Here is a 17,875-nt window from a genome sequence, read left to right as displayed (position 1 = left end):
TCCACAACTTGCCCCTTTGGCGCATTGCCGATAGCGCGACGCAATGCATAACGGCAAATCCTACTTCTTCGTCGGGATCGGCGGCAGCGGCATGATGCCACTGGCGATGATCCTGGCCGGGCGCGGTGCGATCGTCGCCGGGTCGGACCGGACGCTGGATCAGGCACGGCTGCCGGCCAAGTTCGCCGACCTGCGCACCAGAGGCGTCGCGCTGTTCCCGCAGGACGGCAGCGGCGTTACCAGCGCCGACCAGATCGTCATCGCCTCCGCCGCGGTCGAAGCGACCGTCGCCGATATCGTCGCGGCTGACCGGATCGGCGCGCCGCGAATGAGCCGGGCGGAATTGCTCGCCAGCCTGTTCAACGCAAGCGCGTTGCCGATCGGCGTCGCCGGGACCAGCGGCAAATCGACCGTGACAGGCATGATCGGCTGGATTCTGCATGCCTGTGGACGCGACCCGACGGTGATGAACGGTGCGGTGATGAAGAATTTCGCCGGCCCCGACGCACCGTTCGCCAGCGCATTGGTGGGGGGCGGGGCGGCGTTCGTCAGCGAGGTGGACGAGAGCGACGGGTCGATCGCGCTCTATCATCCGCGCATCGCGGTGCTCAACAATGTCAGCCTCGATCACAAGTCGCTGGAGGAACTGCGCACCCTGTTCGGCGACTTTGCCGGCAAGGCGGCAACCACGCTGGTCAATATCGGCGATGCCGAGACGGCAGCGCTGACCGCGACACTCGATCCGGCGCGGATGACAACCTTCGCGATCGATGTGCCGGCCGACCTGATGGCCGAGAAGCTTGTACCCGAACCCTTTGCAATCGGCTTCGACCTGGTCACCGGCGGATCGCGGCACAGTGTGCGGCTGTCGGTACCCGGCCGCCACAATGTCTCCAACGCACTGGCCGCGATCGGCGCTGCCACCGCGGCGGGCGTGCCGCTGACCGAGGCGATCGCCGCGATCGAAGGTTTCACCGGACTCAAGCGGCGCTTCGAACTGGTCGGCGAGGCTGGCGGTGTCGCCGTGATCGACGATTTTGGCCACAACCCGGACAAGATCGCCGCCACGCTCGACACGCTGCACGCCTTTCCCGGGCGGCTGCTGCTTCTGTTCCAGCCGCACGGCTATGGCCCGCTCAAGGTGATGCGCGCCGAGCTGGTCGCGATGTTCGTGAAGAAATTACGCACCGACGACCTGCTCGTGCTGCCCGACCCGGTCTATCAGGGTGGCACGGTGGTACGTGAAGTGACCAGCGCCGACATCATCGCCGATGTGGTGGCCGGTGGCGGCAACGCGCTGCATATCGCCGACCGCGCAGCGGCTGCGGCATCGTTGGCCGACCGGGCGCAGGCGGGCGACCGCATCGTCATCATGGGCGCGCGCGACGATACGCTGAGCCAGCTTGCCGCCGAAATGCTGACACGAATTGCCGCCAAAGGCTGACAGCAAGCCCCGGCCATGATAGAGGTCGGCCATCCGCAACGAAGAGGTTCGCCCATGTTCCGCCGTCTGTTTCTCGATCATCCTGAGTCAGTCGGTGAGAGTTTCGGCGAGCATTTCGGGGTCGCATCGCGCTTCGGTTTCCGGATGGTGTGCGGCGGGCTCGGTTGCATGATCCATGCCTGGCTGCCCTTCGCGTTCAAGACCGCAGGCAGCGACGCAGTGAAGGAATTGCACGAGGTGCTCGTCGCCAAGCGCGGCGCGGCACGCGCGGCTCAGGCCCAGATGACGACGGTCGAATACGTCATCTGATTTCAAGATTCCCCGGCGCTGTCCTGCCACCCTGTCCCGGACAGGGCGCGACGCCCCTATCTCAGGGTGAGAACTCCACATAGGTGTGATTCAGGCCGTCCAGTTCCGAGTCTATTATGGCGCTGATAACGGACCAGTCGCCACCGGCCAGACCCGCCCCAATCTTCGGATAGCCAATCCGGCAATCGCGGAACTGCAAGGCAATTGCCCGCATGACGTGACGGATGGCGTCGTAATCGGCCTTCATCCCTGCACCTCTCCAGTGAAACTGGGTGTAGGCGTTGACGATGATGAATGAATGGCCGTCTTGTTCGACCTTGGCAGCGGAAAAGCTGCCGAGCTTCTCCCGGCTTCCCTTCTCCGTTTCCAGATCGGCTGCGTAAGCCGCGGGAAATTGTCGCTTGATCGCCAGAGCGATGCCCTTGCCCATCTGACATTGGCAGTTGCAGCCATGGACGATCACATCGAATTCACCCTCGCAGGCCAGCGCCAGCAAATCGCCACGGACGGTGTGCATCGAAAGCTCCCTCATTTGGCGCAGGCGGCCAGCCACGAGCTTTGTATAGCAGTCAGTTATGAACGCCGGACAGGGCAGCTATGGCGATTTCGACGTTGGCATCCTGACAAGACTCCCATCCAATATGGAAAGGAGAGTTGACAGAAAAGATGTCCTTTCTGTAAAGGATGCTTTCCAGATTCGAAAGGGACCTTTACCCATGTTCGGCGCAAGCCCCGCCATCAAACGCTACAATCGCCGCGTCATCTGGCTCAGCCTGGGATATGCGGCATTGCTGTTCGCCGCTGTTGCGCTCTTCTCCCGTGGTGCGGTCCATGGCCCCCTTGCCTATCTCGTCGCCATCCTCCCCGCGGTGCCACAGATCGCGATCTTCATGATCATCGGCCGCTATCTGATTGAGGAAACCGACGAATATCTGCGTGACCGGTTCGTCCGCCAATTGCTGATCGCGACCGGCTTCGCGCTCAGCGTCACCACCGCCTGGGGCTTTCTGGAGAATTTCGGGCTCGTGCCGCATGTCTATGCCTATTACACGGCCGTGCTGTGGTTTGCCGGCATCGGCATCGGCGCGCTGGTCAACAGGCTGGCGATCGGGCGCGAGACATGAAGAACCGCCTCAAGGTGCTGCGTGCCGAACGCGACTGGAGCCAAGGAGATCTCGCCGACCGGCTCGAGGTTTCCCGCCAGAGCGTCAATGCGATCGAGACCGGGCGCTACGATCCCTCGCTGCCGCTTGCCTTCAAGATCGCCGAACTGTTCGACCTCGCCATCGAAGACATTTTCACCAGCCCGTCAAAGGAAGCATGACGTGATCACTCATTTCAAAGCCCGTATTCTCGCCAGTGCCGTCTTGATGCTGGTCATCCTGCACCCCGGCGCCGGCCGTGCCCGGACTCCGGTAGCCAGCACCTCGGCCCAGGTTGTTCCAGCCATGACGCAGATGGAACACATCTCGATCCAGGCAAGCGGCAAGGGTCCTGCCATCTTCCTGATCCCCGGCCTGTCCAGCCCGCGGGCCGTATGGGATGGCGTGGCGCCCGAACTGGCCAAGACACACCGCGTCTATCTGGTGCAGGTCAACGGCTTTGCTGGCGACGATCCGCGCGGCAACCTGAAGCCCGGCATGCTCGACGGGATTGTCGAGGATCTGAATGCCTTTATCACCAAGGAGAAGATCGGCAGCGCACCGATGGTCGGTCATTCGATGGGCGGGCTGGTCGCGCTGATGATGGCCAAGGCGCATTCCGGCGACGTCTCTCGAGCGCTAATCGTGGATTCGCTTCCCTATGTCGGGCTGATCTTCAATCCGAATGCGACGGTCGCGGCGATGGAACCGCAAGCGAAGATGATCCGCGACCAGATGGCCGCCGCCTATGGCAAGCCGGTCAATGAAGCCAATGCCGAGCGGACCGCCAATGGCCTGGCGCTGAAGCCGGAATCGCGCGCCAAGGTAAAGGCATGGATTCTGGCGGCGGATTCGCGCGTCAGCGGCCAGGCGCTGTACGAGGATCTGACCACTGACCTGCGCCCCGATCTGGCCACGATCCGGACGCCGCTGACCATCCTCTATCCCTGGTCCGATACCGGCATTCCCAAGGTGCGCGCCGATGCGCTGTATCAGGGCGTGTACAAGGCCGCGCCTAGCGTCAGCTATGTCGATATCGGCGATGCCGCGCATTTCGTGATGCTCGATCAGCCCGAGGCATTCATGACCGCATTGAAGGGGTTCGCCGACGCGCGCTGACGCCGCTATGGCAGGCAGCGAGATGGGGCTGGAGCGGGAGCAGGCGGCTGATGATTGGTTTTGATGACGTAAGAGCTGCCGCCGAGCGGATTGCCGGAAAAGTCGTACGCACGCCGGTCGTCCGCAGCGATGCGATCAGCCGGCTGACCGGCGCGGATGTATGGCTGAAGCTTGATACGCTGCAGGTCACCGGCGCTTTCAAGGAACGTGGCGCCGCCAATCGTCTCGCGCTGCTGACGCCGGAGGAGCGCGCTGCCGGGGTGGTTGCGATGTCGGCGGGCAATCATGCCCAGGCCGTCGCGCGGCATGCTGCACTTCTCGATATTCGCGCGGTGATCGTAATGCCGGCCTTTACCCCGGCGACCAAGGTGACGCGGACGTCCAAATGGGGCGCCGAGGTCGTGCTGCACGGCGCCACGCTCGCCGATGCGGCCGCGCATGCACGAGCCTGTGCGGAGAATCAGGGTCTCGTTTTCATTCATCCTTATGACGATGACGCGATCATCGCCGGCCAGGGCACGCTCGCGCTCGAACTGATCGAGGATGTGCCTGAGCTCGACACGCTCGCCATTCCTGTGGGCGGTGGCGGATTATTGGCAGGATCGGCGCTTGCCGCGCAGGGTGCCGGACGAAAGATCGATGTCTTTGGTGTCGAGGTGGAAAGCTATGCCGCCATGGCCCAGGAACTGGGCGGTGATCCGGTGAGTGTCGGCGGGAGCACCATCGCCGAGGGGATCGCCGTGCGCGACGTCGGACGCCGCCCGATCGAGATCGCCCGGCAATTGGTGAAACAGGTGATCACTGTCCCCGAGCATGTGATCGAGAACGCGATCGCCCTGCTCGCGGAAGAGGTCAAGATCGTTGCCGAAGGCGCGGGCGCAGCTGGCGTCGCTGCGCTGCTGGCGCACCCGGAGCTGTTCCGGGGCCGCCGGGTCGGCATCCCGATTTGCGGTGCGAACATCGACAATCGGGCGCTGGCCAATGTGCTGCAGCGAGTCATGATCCGCGACGGACGAATCATGCGGCTCGTGCTCGACATTCCGGACCGGCCCGGCGTTCTGGGCGAGATCGCGACTCGCATCGGCCAGGCCGGTGCGAACATCATCGAGGTATCGCACCACCGCCTGTTCACGGCGCCGAACGTTCAGGCGGCACGTCTCGAAGTCATGTTCGAAGCGCGCGATGCGACGCACAGCGAGGCAGTCGTCAGCTTACTTCAGGAGCATTATGCCGTCACGCGTGTGTAACCTCGAGCAATGAGCACTCGGCCGAGGACCCTTTTCGAGACAAATCCCGCGTGTGACCAGGGATAAGGGAATTCAATTCGCCCGCGACATCCTCTAAGGGGCACCGCATGAATGCCCCCGCCCCACCTCGCCCCGCGCTCGCTTATTATCTGACCGAAGGCACCGGCCCGATGACGGTGTTCCTGCCAGGCTATGCCTCCGACATGACTGGGGCCAAGGCGCTGGCGCTGGAGGCATGGGCAAAGGCAAGCGGACGCGCGTTCCTGCGTTTCGATTATGGCGGCTGCGGGCAGAGTGAAGGCGCGTTCGAAGACCAGACGCTGGCCGGATGGCGCGACGATGCCCTGTCGATGATCGAGCAACTGGCCAATGGCCCCGCTGTGCTGGTCGGGTCGTCGATGGGCGGATGGATCATGCTGCTGGTGGCGCGCGACCGGCCCGAGCTGGTGGCAGGGCTGATCGGCGTCGCTCCTGCACCAGATTTCACCGACTGGGGCTTCACCACCGACGAGAAGCTGGCGATCCTGTCGGGCGGCAAGGTTTCGCGCGTGTCGCCCTATTCGGACCAGCCGACCGTCACCACTGCCGCGTTCTGGAATTCGGGCGAGGCGAACCGGCTGATGTTCGGCGCGATTGCGGTCGATTGCCCGGTGCGGCTGTTGCAGGGTCAGTCCGATCGCGACGTGCCCTGGACACGCACCGCACGGCTTGCCGAGCTGATCCGTTCAGCCGATGTGCAGACGCTGTTGATCAAGGATGGCGACCACCGCCTGTCGCGCGACGCTGATATCGCGCTGCTGATCAAGGCGGTCGAGGATGTGATATCGCGCCTATGATCCTGCCCCTGCTGTTGCTCGCCACCGCCCAGTCTCCTGCTGTCCAGCCTCCTGCAGTTCCGCTGGCGGGTCCGCCCTCCACGGCCGAGGAGCGCTCCGCGCGCTGCCTCGACCAGGCGACCAAGAATCCGGATGCCGCCGCCGAGGAAGCCGGTCGCTGGCAATTGGCAGGCGGTGGGTTCCTGGCGCAGCAATGCCTGGGCATCGCCTATACCAACACCGAGAAATGGGGCGCCGCAGCGGCCGAATTCGAGGGCGCGGCCCGCGCGGCCGAGCTCGCCAAGGACCGGCGTGCGGCGCTTTACTGGGCGCAAGGCGGCAATGCCTGGCTTGCTGCCAAGGATCCGGGCAAGGCGCGCGCCGCGCTCGACGCGGCTTTGGCGGCGGGCACGTTGACCGGGCTGCAGCGGGGCGAGGCGTATCTCGACCGTGCGCGGGCGCAGGTCGCGAGCAAGGATCTGGCCGGCGCGCGTAGCGATCTCGACCAGGCGGTGGTCGATGCCGCCGCCGATCCGCTGGCCTGGCTGCTCTCGGCGACGCTGGCGCGGCGCATGGACGACCTGCCGCGCGCGAAGAAGGATATTGCCGAGGCGCTGCGGCGGTCGGGGGACGATGCCTCGGTGCAGCTCGAGGCGGGGAACATCGCTGCGCTCGCCGGCGACGAAGCGGGCGCCAAGGCCGCCTGGAACCAGGCCGTGTCGATCGCCCCCCAGGGTGACGCTGGAATCGCCGCCAAGGCCGCGCTGATGCAGTTCGCTCCGCCCATCACTCCCTGAATCTCTCGCTGAATCTACAGCTCGATTCTCGCCGGAATCGCAGGGGCCAAATTGCGGGATGCCTGCGCGCGCCCTATCTGGGGGGCGACGCCAGCAGGAGCAGCCCTTGTGAAATATCTCCACACCATGATCCGCGTGACCGATCCGGATGCGACGGTGACGTTCTTCAACCTGCTCGGGCTGAAGGAAGTGCGGCGGATGGACAGCGAGAAGGGGCGCTTCACGCTGATCTTCCTCGCCGCCCCCGGCGATGAGGATGCGCAAGTCGAACTGACGCATAACTGGGACCCGGAGGACTATTCGGGCGGGCGCAATTTCGGTCACCTCGCCTATCGCGTCGATAATATCTACGAAACCTGCCAGCGGTTGATGGACGCCGGGGTGACGATCAATCGCCCGCCGCGCGACGGGCACATGGCGTTCGTGCGTACGCCCGACAATATCTCGGTCGAATTGCTGCAGGACGGTGTGCTGCCGCCGGCCGAGCCCTGGGTCTCAATGCCGAACACCGGTGAGTGGTAAGATGACTGCCGCCGGCCTTCTGGAATTGACCGGCGCACGATTGCCGATCGTCCAGGCGCCGATGGCCAATTTCGCCGGGCGAGAGCTGGCGATCGCGGCGATCGGCGCGGGCGGGGTCGGGTCGCTCGCCTGCGCGGTGCTCGACGCTGCGACAGTAGGGATTGAAGTGGCGGCGATCCGCGCCGCGGCCACCGGACCGCTCAACCTCAATTTCTTTTGTCACACGCTCGGCCCGCAGCCGGACGAGACGGTGTGGCGCACCACACTCGCGCCCTTTTATGCCGAGGAGGGCGTCGCACCGCCGACCGGATCTCCACCACTGCGGCGGCCGTTCGATGCAGCAATGGCTGAGGCAGTCGAACAAGCGCGACCGGAGATCGTCAGCTTCCACTTCGGCCTGCCCGACGAGGCGCTGCTTGCGCGGGTGCGTGCCATGGGGACGCTGATTTTCGGCAATGCGACGACATTGGCCGAGGCGCATCATCTGGCGGCGCAAGGCTGTGACGCAATCATCGTGCAAGGCCGGGAGGCCGGCGGTCATGCGGGATATTTCCTTGACGGATATCGCTCCCGGCCACTTGAAGAAATCCTGCCGGAGATCGTCGCGGCGGTCGACGTGCCGGTGATCGCGGCCGGCGGGATTGCCGATGCGATAGGCGTTTCGGCCGCGATGGCGAATGGCGCCGCCGCGATACAGGTCGGCACTGCCTATCTGCTGACGCCCGAGGCATGGACCAGCGCGGTGCATCGCCGGCGGATCGAGACGGCCTATCCGGGCGACCTGATTGCCACGAACCTGTTCAGCGGTGGTGTGGCGGGCGGACTGCGCAACCGGCTGACCGATGCGCTCGGCCCGATCAGCGATCTTGCCCCGCCCTTCCCCTATGCCAGCGCCGCGCTTGCACCACTGCGCGCCAAGGCGGAAAGCGAGGGGCGCGGCGATTTCTCCCCGCTTTGGGCCGGTGACGGCGTGACGCATGCCCGCGCCGAGTCGGCCGGCGATGTTACGCGCCGCCTCGGCAGCGCGGCGCTTAATTATCGGAGCCATTCATGACCGACCTCGAAATCGTGCGCGTCACGGCGCTGAGCGACAATTATATCTGGCTGGTCCATGACCCGGTTTCGGATGAGACGATGGTCGTCGACCCCGCCGAGGCAGCGCCGGTGCTGGCCGAAGCGGACAGGCGCGGGTGGCGGATCGGGGCGATCTGGAACACGCATTGGCACCCCGACCACACCGGCGGCAATGCCGCGATCAAGGAAGCGCATGGCGCCGTGGTGACCGGTCCAGCAGCGGAAGCCGCGCGCATCCCGACGCTCGACGTCGCGGTCGGTGAAGGCGATACGGTGACGCTCGGCGGGCATGTCGCGACGGTGCTGGAAACACCGGGACATACCGCCGGGCACATCACTTTCCATTTCCCTGGTGACGCGATCGTCTTCACCGGGGACACGCTGTTCGCAATGGGCTGCGGCCGGTTGTTCGAGGGCGATGCCGCGCAGATGTTCGCCAATATGCAACGCCTCGCAGCCCTGCCGGCGGCGACGATCGTCTATTGCGCGCATGAATATACCCAGTCGAACGGCCGCTTCGCGCGCGCCGCCGAACCGGGCAATGCGGCGATCATCGAACGCATGGTGAGCGTCGATGCGGCGCGCGCGTCGGGTGAACCGACCGTGCCGACGACGATCGCACTGGAACAAGCGACCAACCCCTTTCTACGCGCCTCATCTGCCGAGGAACTGGCCGATCGACGAGCTGCCAAGGATGCGTTTCGCGGCTGATTCTGCTATGACGGGCCGGGGCAATCGGAGTCACGGAGAATGGCCATGCGTATCTTGTTGCTCGCCCCACTAGCGCTGGTTGCCTGCGCTACCACCGCCGATAGCCGCGCGGAGAGTGACGCCGAACTCGCCAAGACGCTGGCCGGCCGCGTTGCCGGCGCGCCGAAGCAGTGCCTGGACGATATTCAGCTCGGCAGTCCGCAATTCATCGGCGACCGCACACTGGTGTATCGCCAGTCCGAGCGGCGTTACTGGGTCAACACCCTGGCCTATGCCTGTTCGGGCATGAGGTCCGACAGCATTCCGGTATTCAAACTGTTCGGCAGCCAGGTCTGCAGGGGCGACACATTCGATATGGTCGATCGCAGTTCAGGCATTCGCGGCCCGACATGCCGGCTCGGCGATTTCGTGCCCTATGAGAAACCCGGGAATTAGCGCCATCGCCATTCAGTCGGGCTGGGCCGCTGAAACAGTCGGCGAGCAGGACGAGGTTTTTTCCAGTCATGTCAAAGAGCGGGGCGGGAGACCGCATGGCCTCTCGCCCGCCACCACCTTTCATGATTCATGACCGCGCCGAATCAGCATCGGCTCAACGCGCCCATCGCTGAATGTCGACCGATCCTAAGGCGTCACGCCCAGCTGGGTGAGCATGAACGCATTATATTCGGCGGAGTCGCGATAGCGCTGGAAGCGGCCGGATTTGCCGCCATGCCCAGCCTCCATATTGGTGCGGAACACCAGCGGATATGTGCTTGTGGCAGTTGCGCGCAGCTTTGCGACCCATTTCGCCGGTTCATAATATTGCACCTGCGAATCCCACAGGCCGGTGCCCACGAACAACGCCGGATAGGCCTGTGCCTTGACTTGGTCATAGGGCGAATAGCTCAGCATATAATCATAGGCCGGCTTCTTCGCCGGATTGCCCCATTCGTCATATTCGTTGGTGGTCAGCGGGATGCTGGCGTCGAGCATCGTCGTCACCACATCAACGAACGGCACCTGCGCGACGATTGCGCGATAGTCGCCCGGCGCCATATTGGCGACCGCGCCCATCAGCAGCCCGCCGGCGCTACCGCCCAGGGCGGCAACCCGGCCCTTGGCGGCATATTTGTGCGCGACAAGGTAGCGGGTGACATCGATGAAGTCGGTGAAGCTGTTCTTCTTGTTCATCAAATGGCCGTCGTCATACCATTTGCGGCCCATTTCCTGTCCGCCGCGGATATGCGCCAGAGCATAGACCATGCCGCGATCGAGCAGGCTGACGGTCTGGATCGAGAAGCCCGGATCCATCGACGCGCCATAGCTGCCATAGCCATATTGCAACATCGCGGCGGTGCCGTCCTTCTTAAAGCCTTTCTTATAGACCAGGCTGACCGGCACTTTGGTGCCGTCGCGCGCCGGCACCCACACGCGTTCGGTGACATATCGGGTCGCGTCGTATCCCGGCACGGGCTGCACCTTGAGCACGCGGCGTTCGCCGGTGGTGGCATTCACCTCATAGGTGGTGGTCGGCGTGGTCAGCGAATTATAGGTATAGCGCAGCCAGGGCGTGTCGGTTTCCTCATTGACGTCGATCGCCATCGCATAGGCGGGCTCGTCGGAGTTGACGAAGCTGCTCTTGCCGGCATTGGCGAGCATGCGCAGCCTTTTGTTGCCGCCCGATCGTTCCTCGATCGCCAGGAAACCGTGGAACGGCTTGAAACCTTCGATGAAGACCGCCGGGTCGACCGGTACGAGATCGGCCCAGACGGCGCGCGTGCCGTTGGCCTTCGCATCCGCGACGGTCATCAGACGATAATTGGGCGCCTTCCAGTCGGTGCGCACGATCCAGCGGCCATCGATATGGTCCGCATCGTAGCGGACGTCGCGCTCGCGCGGCGCGAGGACGGCAAAGTCGGTCGGCGCTTTGGCACCGGCGCAGCGCTGTTCGTTGCTGACCGTGCTTTGCAGCGTGATGCAGACATAAGCGTCATCGGATGTGCGTCCCAGCCCCATATAGAAGCTGTCGTCCTTCTCCTCATAAACCAGCCGATCGGCCGAGGCGGGCGTACCCAGGACGTGCGCCTTGACCCGCTTGCTCAGCAGCGTGATCGGGTCCTTCTCGATATAGAAGATGGTCCTGTTGTCGTCGCCCCAGACGAGATTGGCCTCGACGTTCGGAACCGTGTCGGCGAGCAGTTCGCCGGTCGCGATATTCTTCACCTTGAGCACATATTGGCGCCGGCCCACGGTGTCTTCGGCCCAGGCGAGCAGTGTGTTGTCGGGGCTGACAGTGCGTGAGGCGGTCTGGAAGAAGCCCTTGCCCGCCGCGAGCTTCGGCTGGTCGAGCAGCACTTCCTCCGGCGCGTCCATGCTGCCCTTGCGCCGCGCGGCGACCGGATAATCGGCGCCAGTGTCGAAGCGCGTATAATAATAATAGCCGTTCTTCAGATAAGGAACCGAGCTGTCATCCTGTTTGATGCGCCCGATAACCTCATTGTAGATCGTATCCTGCAGCTTCTTGGTCGGCGCGAGGATGGTGTCGGCATAATCATTCTCGGCCTTGATATAGGCGAGCATGTCAGGGTTTTTGCGCGTGTCGTCGCGCAGCCAATAATAGTCGTCCTGGCGGGTGGCCCCGAACGGCGCCTTGATCTCATGCGGCTTCTTCGCGGCGACGGGGGGCTTGGATGCGTCCTGTGCGATGGCGGGGGACGTGAGGGCGGCGGCCAGACTCAGTGCGACAAATGGATGCTTCACGAACGACTCCCGATGCGGAATTTGCGGGAGGCTAGCGTGGGGATCGGGAAAGCGGAAGCGCCGCTGACAAACATGTTCCCCGGCGAAGGCCGGGGCCCAGTTGCGATGGCAGAGGTAATGAGGGCCGGCGCCTGACTACCACTTGTTCCTCAACTGGGCCCCGGCCTTCGCCGGGGAGCAGCTCAAAGCACGAAGCGGCTGAGATCCGTATTGCGCGCGATGCTCGCCAGCTGGCTCTCGACATAGGCGGCGTCGACCACCACGGTCTCGCCACCACGATCCTCAGCGGTGAAACTCACTTCCTCGAGCAGTTTCTCCATCACCGTCTGCAGCCGGCGCGCACCGATATTCTCGATCTCGCCATTCACTTCCGCGGCGATCTTCGCGACGGCGGCGATGCCGTCCTCGGTGAAGTTGACGGTCACGCCCTCGGTCGCGATCAGCGCCTTGTATTGCTGCGGCAGCGACGCTTTGGTGTCGCTCAGGATCGCGACGAAATCCGCCTCGGTCAGCGCCTTCAGCTCGACCCGGATCGGCAGGCGGCCCTGCAGTTCGGGCAGCAGGTCGCTGGGCTTCGCGACATGGAAAGCGCCGCTGGCGATGAACAGGATATGGTCGGTTTTCATCGGCCCATATTTGGTCGCGACCGTGGTGCCCTCGATCAGCGGCAACAGGTCGCGCTGCACGCCCTCACGGCTGACGCTCGCCCCGCCGCGCTGTTCGCTGACCGCGATCTTGTCGATCTCGTCAAGGAACACGATGCCATTGGCCTCGGCATCGGCGAGCGCCGTGCGGCTGACCTCTTCCTGGTCGAGCCTTTTGTCGGCCTCTTCCTCGACCAGCTTCTCCCATGCATTGGGCACGGTGAGCTTGCGGCGCTTGAGCTGATTGCCGCCCAGCGCCTTGCCCATCATCTCGCTCAAATTGATCATGCCCATCTGGCCGGGCACTTCGAACGGCATCTGCGCCTGCGCCTCGAGCTCAATCTCGATCTCGGTATTGTCGAGATGCCCGTCGGCCATGCGCTGGCGGAACGCCTCGCGCGTCGCCTCGCTGGCGCCCTTGCCGGTCAGTGCGTCGAGCAGGCGGACCATCGCCGCTTCTTCGGCCTTGTCCTTTACCGCGATGCGGCGGCGTTCCTTTTCGAGCCGTACCGCCTCCTCGACCAGGTCGCGCGCGATCTGCTCCACATCGCGGCCGACATAGCCGACTTCAGTGAACTTGGTCGCCTCCACCTTGATGAACGGGGCATCGGCGAGCTTGGCGAGACGGCGGCTGATCTCGGTCTTGCCGCAACCGGTGGGGCCGATCATCAGGATGTTCTTGGGGGAAACCTCGTCGCGCAGATCGGCGCCGAGGCGTTGGCGGCGCCAGCGGTTGCGCAGTGCGACGGCAACCGCGCGCTTGGCGTCGCGCTGGCCGATGATGTGCTCGTCGAGTGCGGCGACAATGGCTTTGGGTGTCAGTGCGTCGTTCATTTTTCTCTCTTCTCCCCTCCCGCTGGCGGGAGGGGCCGGGGGTGGGCTCGCGCTCACCCGATAAGTCAGTGTTGGGGGAGATCGGGAGCCCACCCCTCAATCCCCTCCCGCAAGCGGGAGGGGAAGAAGATCAGGCCGTCTCCAGCGTTTCCACGGTCAGCCGGTCATTGGTGTAAACGCAGACCTCAGCCGCAATCGCCATCGCCTTGCGGCAGATCGTCTCGGCATCCTGTTCGTAATCGACCAGCGCGCGAGCGGCGGCGAGGGCATAGTTGCCGCCCGACCCGATCGCCGCGACGCCGGCCTCCGGCTCAAGCACATCGCCATTGCCGGTCAGGATCAGCGTCACTTCCTTGTCGGCGACGATCATCATCGCCTCCAGGTTGCGGAGATATTTGTCGGTGCGCCAGTCCTTGGCCAGTTCGACCGCGGCACGGAGCAATTGCCCATGATGCTGTTCGAGCTTGCGTTCGAGGCGTTCGAACAAGGTGAAGGCATCGGCGGTCGCACCGGCAAAGCCGCCGATCACCGACCCGTCGCCAAGGCGGCGGACCTTCTTCGCATTGGGTTTCATCACGGTCTGGCCCATCGAGACCTGGCCATCGCCCGCGACGACGACTTTGCCGTTCCGGCGCACGGAGAGAATTGTCGTGCCGTGCCACGTCATGGTATCGCTCATGGCGGCGGATATGGGAGGCGTTTGGCGTTCGCGCAATCGACAAGCCGCGAATGTCGCCTTGATCCTATCTTTCGCCGGGAATGCCGATAGCATCTGTTTTGGGAAAATCCGACGTTTTGAATGAAACCGACGTTTTGAATGAAACCGACAGGGGGTCGATCATGGCGACACAGCTTCCAGACAATGAACCCGCAGGCATGGTGAACCGGATCAAGCGATTGTTGCTGACACCGGCGGCGGAATGGGACCGCATCGACAGCGAGCCGATGACGGTCAAGGGCATCTTCACCGGCTGGGTGGTGCCGCTCGCGGCAATCGGCCCGGTGGCTGGGCTGATCGGATCATTGGTGTTCGGCTATGGGGCTTTCGGCATCACCTATCGCCCATCGATCACCAGCGCGCTGACCACGGCGGTGATCGGCTATGCATTGGCGCTGGCCGGCACCTATGTGCTGGCGCTGATCATCGATGCGCTCGCGCCAAGCTTCGGCGCGACCAAGAATCCGGTATCTGCGCTGAAGGTCGCGGCATTCAGCGCGACCGCGGGCTGGCTGGCCGGTATATTCCAGATCGTTCCGGCACTCACGTTCCTCGGCCTGCTCGGCCTGTACAGCCTGTACCTGCTGTGGATCGGCCTGCCGAAGCTGATGAAAGCGCCTGCCGATAAGGCCGTGCCCTATGTCATCGTCACCATGGTGGTTACCGTGGTCGTGTACCTCATCATTGGCGGGGTTGCGGCGGCGATTTCTTCACAGGTCGCTCGGCCATTGATCAGCGCCAGTGCTGGAACGACGAGCGGTACCATGGAGGTTCCCGGCGTCGGCAAGCTCGATCTCGGCAAGCTCGAGGAAGCCAGCAAGAAGATGGAGGCTGCGGGCGCGCGGATGCAGGCCGACGCCGCCAGCGGCAAGACCAACGCGGTGCCAGCGGCCACGTTGCAGGCGCTGCTCCCGGCATCGGTCGCCGGCTTTACGCGTGGCGACACGGAATCAACCAGCGGCGGCGCGGCCGGCATCGGCGGCAGCCGGGCCGAAGGCAAGTATAGCGCGGGCGACCAGCAATTCACCTTGTCGGTCGCCGATATGGCGGCGCTCGGATCGCTTGCGACGCTCGGCGGGGCATTGAATGTCCAGTCGAGCAAGCAGACCTCGACCGGTTACGAAAAGACCGAGATGGTCGGCGGCGCAATGGTGACCGAGAAATGGGATACCACCGATAAGCGCGGCAAGTATGAGACCATGGCCGGGAGCCGCTTCCTTGTCACCGCCGAAGGCAATGTCACCGATATCGCGACGCTGAAAGCGGCCGTGGCCGCGATCGACACGAGCAAGCTGGCAGCGTCGGCGAACTAGGCCGACGTCCGGCCGGACGCACGGCGCTCTACCTGCATCATTTGCACCGCTTCGCTGGCTGTTCCTGGCTGTTATCGCGAAACTGTTTTTTTGCTGGCTGTTAAGTCGGATTTTTCGGCAAGATTTTGGTTTATTTTCAATCATTTGTGCATGGCTGGCTGTTATCGAATAACAGCCAGGTATCAGCCAGCATAACAGCCAGGTAACAGCCAGCGATGCTGGCTGTTTTCACCGGAACAGCCAGCACCGGCATTGCAGATTTCCAGTCATGAGAAAGAGCGGACGAAACGCCCAACCGCGTTTCGTCTGGCACTGTGCTGCCATGAACCGGTTTCGATATTGAATCGTTTTTCGGAAAATCGTTTCCGGGGCCATCGCGTCCGGGCGAGGCCGAGCTAGCGCGAATTCGCCTTCAGGAAATCACTGCTTTCCCGCAGCGTCGGCGCGCGGCCGCGAAACGGTTTTGACAGACCCATGACCAGGTCGTTGTGGCTCTTGCCGGGATAGAGCCGCAGCGTCACCGGCGCGCCCAGCCCTTGCAGCTTCCTTGCCAGGTGTTCGGCATTATAGGGCTGCACCACGTCATCGGCCGTGCCCGCCGCGAGCCATAAGGGCGGAGCATCGGCGCGGGCGAACTGGATCGGCTGAGTTTCCAGCGGGCGCGGCCAATGGCTCATCGCAGCGATGCTGCGCGGCTTGTCGAACGGATAGAAGTCATAGGGCCCCGCGAGCAACGCGGCGGCGCGGACGATGCCGGGATCGACGCCGATATCGGCCAGCCAGTGCCGGTCGAGCGCGACCATAGCCGCGTTGTACGCGCCGGCCGAATGTCCCGACAGCGTGATCCGCTTGGGATCGCCGCCATAGCGCGCGATATTGTCACGCACCCATTTGACCGCCAGCGCGCTGTCCTGGACGAACACCGGGAAGCGCACGCCCGGCACCAGCCGATAATCCGGGACGACCGCGATAAAGCCCTGCGCGGCAAAGGCGCGGCCGGCAAAGCCATATTCACCGCGCGACCCCTTCACCCAGCCACCGCCATAATAGAAGATCACGACGGGCAATGGAGTTGCCTCGGCACGGTCCTTCGGTGCCCACACATCGAGCTTCTGCGCCGGCTCCGCGCCATATGGGATGCCGTTTGCGACCTTTTCAGCGTTGCTGTCGCCGGGCGTGTGCGAATTGATGAAATTGAGCACGGCCGGCGGTGAGGCGAAGAACAGGACCAGGCCGAGGGTCAATCCGATCACAGCAATGACGATCAATAGCTTGATCCAGATCGACATCGGTTGCTCCTCATCTCTGCCCCTTTTTAAAAAGGGAAGCCCCTATGGATGACGGGGGGCCTACCCCTTATTCCGGCTCTTCATCAGCGGTTGAATCCGCGTGCCGAACGCCTCCACTCCTTCGACGAAATCGTCGAAGGTCAGCAGCACACCGCCGGTATTGGGCACTTCCGCCATCTCGTCGAGCATTCGCGCGACGCTTTTGTAGCTGCCGACCAAAGTACCCATGTTGATATTGACCGCACCCTCCGGTGCGGCGAGCTGGCGGACATTGGTGGAGGCGTTGTGCTTGTCGGCCGCCCCCTGTTCGGCGAGCCAGGAGATCGCGTCGATATCGACGCCGTCATTATAGCTTTTCCACTTCGCCATCGCCGCTTCGTCGGTTTCGTCGGCGATGATCATCACCAGCACGAAGATCGACACGTCGCGTCCGGTCTTCGCAGTCGCAGCGGCGAGGCGTGCATTGTTCGAAGAGAAAGCGGTCGGCGTGTTGACGCCCTTGCCGAGGCAGAAAGCGTAATCCGCCCATTTGGCCGAGAAGGCGAGCCCTTCGTCCGAGCTGCCCGCACAGATGATCTTCATATCACCTTCGGGCTTGGGGCGGACGAGACAATCGTCCATCTGGTAATATTGGCCCTTCAGATCGCTTCGGCCGGTTTCCCATAACTCACGGAGAATCTGAGCATATTCATCAAGCATCTGATAGCGGTTGCGGAAATGCTCATCGCCAGGCCACAAACCCATTTGGCTATATTCGGGCCGTTGCCACCCGGTGATCAGGTTCAGCCCGAAGCGCCCATGGCTGATCGAATCGATCGTGTTGCACATCCGCGCGGCAAAGGCGGGCGGGATGACCAGGGTCGGGCAGGTCGCGTAGATCTTGATCTTCTCGGTCACCGCAGCGAGGCCGGCCATCAGCGTGAAGCTTTCCAGGCCATATTCCCAGAATTCGGTCTTGCCGCCAAAGCCGCGCAGCTTGATCATCGAGAGCAGGAAATCGAGCCCATGCTTCTCCGCGCTCTGGGCGATCTGCTTGTTGAGATCGAAGCTCGGCATATATTGCGGCGCGTTCTCGCTGATCAGCCAGCCATTATTGTTGATGGGGACGAAGACTCCGACCTGCATGGCTTAGCTCCTCAGAAAATCGAGAATGAGTGT

General features: G+C 63.5%; 19 protein-coding genes. 13 read left to right on the top strand and 6 right to left on the bottom strand.

Going from position 1 to position 17,875, the window contains the following annotated elements:
• The first annotated feature begins 43 nt into the window (after positions 1 to 43).
• Positions 44 to 1,444 (top strand): glutamate ligase domain-containing protein, encoded by a 1,401-nt coding sequence (locus H3Z74_RS01610; protein WP_187762285.1) that lies wholly within the window; start codon positions 44 to 46, stop codon positions 1,442 to 1,444.
• A 54-nt stretch (positions 1,445 to 1,498) separates the two neighbouring features.
• Positions 1,499 to 1,753, top strand: a complete 255-nt coding sequence (locus tag H3Z74_RS01605) for a DUF6356 family protein (RefSeq protein ID WP_187762284.1) — start codon at positions 1,499 to 1,501, stop codon at positions 1,751 to 1,753.
• Between the two features lie 61 nt (positions 1,754 to 1,814).
• Here H3Z74_RS01605 and H3Z74_RS01600 read toward each other — a convergent pair whose 3' ends face one another.
• The gene (locus tag H3Z74_RS01600; protein ID WP_187762283.1) at positions 1,815 to 2,270 is read right to left on the bottom strand and encodes a macro domain-containing protein; all 456 of its coding nucleotides are present in this window, start codon (positions 2,268 to 2,270) and stop codon (positions 1,815 to 1,817) included.
• 199 nt (positions 2,271 to 2,469) lie between these two features.
• On the opposite strand from H3Z74_RS01600, the gene H3Z74_RS01595 reads away from it, so the two are divergent.
• The 10 genes from H3Z74_RS01595 (at position 2,470) to H3Z74_RS01550 (ending at position 9,615) form a co-directional block, all read left to right on the top strand.
• Positions 2,470 to 2,877 carry a hypothetical protein gene (locus H3Z74_RS01595; protein ID WP_187762282.1) on the top strand — a complete coding sequence of 136 codons (408 nt, stop codon included), beginning with the start codon at positions 2,470 to 2,472 and terminating at the stop codon, positions 2,875 to 2,877.
• Complete coding sequence (locus H3Z74_RS01590) at positions 2,874 to 3,077, top strand: helix-turn-helix transcriptional regulator (protein ID WP_187762281.1); 204 nt, start codon at positions 2,874 to 2,876, stop codon at positions 3,075 to 3,077. The genes H3Z74_RS01595 and H3Z74_RS01590 overlap by 4 nt, the downstream gene beginning before the upstream one ends.
• Before the next feature lies 1 nt (position 3,078).
• Positions 3,079 to 4,014, top strand: a complete 936-nt coding sequence (locus tag H3Z74_RS01585; protein ID WP_229726821.1) for an alpha/beta fold hydrolase — start codon at positions 3,079 to 3,081, stop codon at positions 4,012 to 4,014.
• Positions 4,015 to 4,064: 50 nt separating this feature from the next.
• The gene (locus tag H3Z74_RS01580) at positions 4,065 to 5,261 is read left to right on the top strand and encodes a threonine ammonia-lyase (protein WP_187762280.1); all 1,197 of its coding nucleotides are present in this window, start codon (positions 4,065 to 4,067) and stop codon (positions 5,259 to 5,261) included.
• Positions 5,262 to 5,368: 107 nt separating this feature from the next.
• Positions 5,369 to 6,097: an alpha/beta hydrolase gene (locus H3Z74_RS01575; RefSeq protein ID WP_187762279.1), complete on the top strand. Its 729-nt coding sequence runs from the start codon at positions 5,369 to 5,371 to the stop codon at positions 6,095 to 6,097.
• Positions 6,094 to 6,873 carry a tetratricopeptide repeat protein gene (locus tag H3Z74_RS01570; RefSeq protein ID WP_229726820.1) on the top strand — a complete coding sequence of 260 codons (780 nt, stop codon included), beginning with the start codon at positions 6,094 to 6,096 and terminating at the stop codon, positions 6,871 to 6,873. Before H3Z74_RS01575 ends, H3Z74_RS01570 begins: the two co-directional genes overlap by 4 nt.
• A 108-nt stretch (positions 6,874 to 6,981) precedes the next feature.
• The gene (locus tag H3Z74_RS01565; protein WP_187762278.1) at positions 6,982 to 7,395 is read left to right on the top strand and encodes a VOC family protein; all 414 of its coding nucleotides are present in this window, start codon (positions 6,982 to 6,984) and stop codon (positions 7,393 to 7,395) included.
• A gap of 1 nt (position 7,396) precedes the next feature.
• The gene (locus H3Z74_RS01560; protein WP_187762277.1) at positions 7,397 to 8,449 is read left to right on the top strand and encodes an NAD(P)H-dependent flavin oxidoreductase; all 1,053 of its coding nucleotides are present in this window, start codon (positions 7,397 to 7,399) and stop codon (positions 8,447 to 8,449) included.
• The gene (gene gloB, locus H3Z74_RS01555; RefSeq protein ID WP_187762276.1) at positions 8,446 to 9,180 is read left to right on the top strand and encodes a hydroxyacylglutathione hydrolase; all 735 of its coding nucleotides are present in this window, start codon (positions 8,446 to 8,448) and stop codon (positions 9,178 to 9,180) included. Before H3Z74_RS01560 ends, gloB begins: the two co-directional genes overlap by 4 nt.
• 45 nt (positions 9,181 to 9,225) lie before the next feature.
• A complete protein-coding gene (locus H3Z74_RS01550) occupies positions 9,226 to 9,615 on the top strand; it encodes a DUF6491 family protein (RefSeq protein ID WP_229726819.1) in 390 nt (129 codons plus the stop codon).
• Between the two features lie 186 nt (positions 9,616 to 9,801).
• Here H3Z74_RS01550 and H3Z74_RS01545 read toward each other — a convergent pair whose 3' ends face one another.
• From H3Z74_RS01545 to hslV, 3 genes are all read right to left on the bottom strand, one after another.
• A complete protein-coding gene (locus tag H3Z74_RS01545) occupies positions 9,802 to 11,919 on the bottom strand; it encodes a S9 family peptidase (protein WP_187762275.1) in 2,118 nt (705 codons plus the stop codon).
• Between the two features lie 182 nt (positions 11,920 to 12,101).
• A complete protein-coding gene (gene hslU / locus H3Z74_RS01540) occupies positions 12,102 to 13,397 on the bottom strand; it encodes an ATP-dependent protease ATPase subunit HslU (protein ID WP_187762274.1) in 1,296 nt (431 codons plus the stop codon).
• Between the two features lie 130 nt (positions 13,398 to 13,527).
• Positions 13,528 to 14,076, bottom strand: a complete 549-nt coding sequence (gene hslV / locus H3Z74_RS01535; RefSeq protein ID WP_187762273.1) for an ATP-dependent protease subunit HslV — start codon at positions 14,074 to 14,076, stop codon at positions 13,528 to 13,530.
• Positions 14,077 to 14,237: 161 nt separating this feature from the next.
• Here hslV and H3Z74_RS01530 point away from each other — a divergent pair, with 161 nt between their 5' ends.
• Complete coding sequence (locus H3Z74_RS01530) at positions 14,238 to 15,428, top strand: Yip1 family protein (RefSeq protein WP_187762272.1); 1,191 nt, start codon at positions 14,238 to 14,240, stop codon at positions 15,426 to 15,428.
• A gap of 395 nt (positions 15,429 to 15,823) precedes the next feature.
• Here H3Z74_RS01530 and H3Z74_RS01525 read toward each other — a convergent pair whose 3' ends face one another.
• Entirely contained in the window at positions 15,824 to 16,717 is an 894-nt protein-coding gene (locus H3Z74_RS01525; protein ID WP_187762271.1) for an alpha/beta hydrolase, read from the bottom strand.
• Positions 16,718 to 16,777: 60 nt separating this feature from the next.
• A complete protein-coding gene (gene rutA / locus H3Z74_RS01520) occupies positions 16,778 to 17,842 on the bottom strand; it encodes a pyrimidine utilization protein A (RefSeq protein WP_187762270.1) in 1,065 nt (354 codons plus the stop codon).
• Between the last annotated feature and the right edge of the window lie 33 nt (positions 17,843 to 17,875).

It is taken from the genome of Sphingomonas alpina (genome assembly GCF_014490665.1).
GTDB classification, from domain to species: Bacteria; Pseudomonadota; Alphaproteobacteria; order Sphingomonadales; family Sphingomonadaceae; genus Sphingomonas; species Sphingomonas alpina.
Note: the sequence above shows the minus strand (reverse complement) of the source record. Positions and strands in the feature narration are given on the sequence as shown.

What these genes read in the sequence shown, in the direction of transcription:
- H3Z74_RS01610 (WP_187762285.1), top strand. Translation starts at nt 44, where the DNA reads ATGCATAACGGCAAATCCTACTTCTTCGTCGGGATCGGCGGCAGCGGC.
- H3Z74_RS01605 (WP_187762284.1), top strand. Translation starts at nt 1,499, where the DNA reads ATGTTCCGCCGTCTGTTTCTCGATCATCCTGAGTCAGTCGGTGAGAGT.
- H3Z74_RS01600 (WP_187762283.1), bottom strand. Translation starts at nt 2,270, where the DNA reads ATGCACACCGTCCGTGGCGATTTGCTGGCGCTGGCCTGCGAGGGTGAA.
- H3Z74_RS01595 (WP_187762282.1), top strand. Translation starts at nt 2,470, where the DNA reads ATGTTCGGCGCAAGCCCCGCCATCAAACGCTACAATCGCCGCGTCATC.
- H3Z74_RS01590 (WP_187762281.1), top strand. Translation starts at nt 2,874, where the DNA reads ATGAAGAACCGCCTCAAGGTGCTGCGTGCCGAACGCGACTGGAGCCAA.
- H3Z74_RS01580 (WP_187762280.1), top strand. Translation starts at nt 4,065, where the DNA reads ATGATTGGTTTTGATGACGTAAGAGCTGCCGCCGAGCGGATTGCCGGA.
- H3Z74_RS01575 (WP_187762279.1), top strand. Translation starts at nt 5,369, where the DNA reads ATGAATGCCCCCGCCCCACCTCGCCCCGCGCTCGCTTATTATCTGACC.
- H3Z74_RS01570 (WP_229726820.1), top strand. Translation starts at nt 6,094, where the DNA reads ATGATCCTGCCCCTGCTGTTGCTCGCCACCGCCCAGTCTCCTGCTGTC.
- H3Z74_RS01560 (WP_187762277.1), top strand. Translation starts at nt 7,397, where the DNA reads ATGACTGCCGCCGGCCTTCTGGAATTGACCGGCGCACGATTGCCGATC.
- gloB (WP_187762276.1), top strand. Translation starts at nt 8,446, where the DNA reads ATGACCGACCTCGAAATCGTGCGCGTCACGGCGCTGAGCGACAATTAT.
- H3Z74_RS01550 (WP_229726819.1), top strand. Translation starts at nt 9,226, where the DNA reads ATGCGTATCTTGTTGCTCGCCCCACTAGCGCTGGTTGCCTGCGCTACC.
- hslU (WP_187762274.1), bottom strand. Translation starts at nt 13,397, where the DNA reads ATGAACGACGCACTGACACCCAAAGCCATTGTCGCCGCACTCGACGAG.
- hslV (WP_187762273.1), bottom strand. Translation starts at nt 14,076, where the DNA reads ATGAGCGATACCATGACGTGGCACGGCACGACAATTCTCTCCGTGCGC.
- H3Z74_RS01530 (WP_187762272.1), top strand. Translation starts at nt 14,238, where the DNA reads ATGGCGACACAGCTTCCAGACAATGAACCCGCAGGCATGGTGAACCGG.
- H3Z74_RS01525 (WP_187762271.1), bottom strand. Translation starts at nt 16,717, where the DNA reads ATGTCGATCTGGATCAAGCTATTGATCGTCATTGCTGTGATCGGATTG.
- rutA (WP_187762270.1), bottom strand. Translation starts at nt 17,842, where the DNA reads ATGCAGGTCGGAGTCTTCGTCCCCATCAACAATAATGGCTGGCTGATC.